The sequence below is a fragment of the Chryseobacterium arthrosphaerae genome (assembly GCF_001684965.1).
GTDB classification, from domain to species: domain Bacteria; phylum Bacteroidota; class Bacteroidia; order Flavobacteriales; family Weeksellaceae; genus Chryseobacterium; species Chryseobacterium arthrosphaerae.
This window is the reverse complement of sequence record NZ_MAYG01000029.1, coordinates 1-251: the sequence shown is the minus strand read 5'-3', so window position 1 is coordinate 251 and position 251 is coordinate 1. Positions and strand designations below refer to the sequence as shown.

Genomic DNA, 251 nt, shown 5'->3' with positions numbered 1-251 from the left:
ACAGCTAGGATGTTGGCTTGGAAGCAGCCATTCATTTAAAGAGTGCGTAACAGCTCACTAGTCGAGCGGTCCGGCATGGATAATAATCGGGCATAAACATATTACCGAAGCTATGGATTTGTATTTTTCGAATACATCTGGTAGGAGAGCATTCTATTTGCTTAGAAGCAGTACTGTGAGGTATTGTGGAGCGTATAGAAAAGAAAATGTAGGCATAAGTAACGATAAAGCGGGCGAGAAACCCGCTCACC

Annotated in this window: 1 rRNA gene; it reads left to right on the top strand. The window is 43.4% G+C overall.

Annotation, left to right across the window (positions count from 1 at the left end):
• Window positions 1-251 (top strand): 23S ribosomal RNA (locus BBI00_RS21005); the annotation flags it as partial.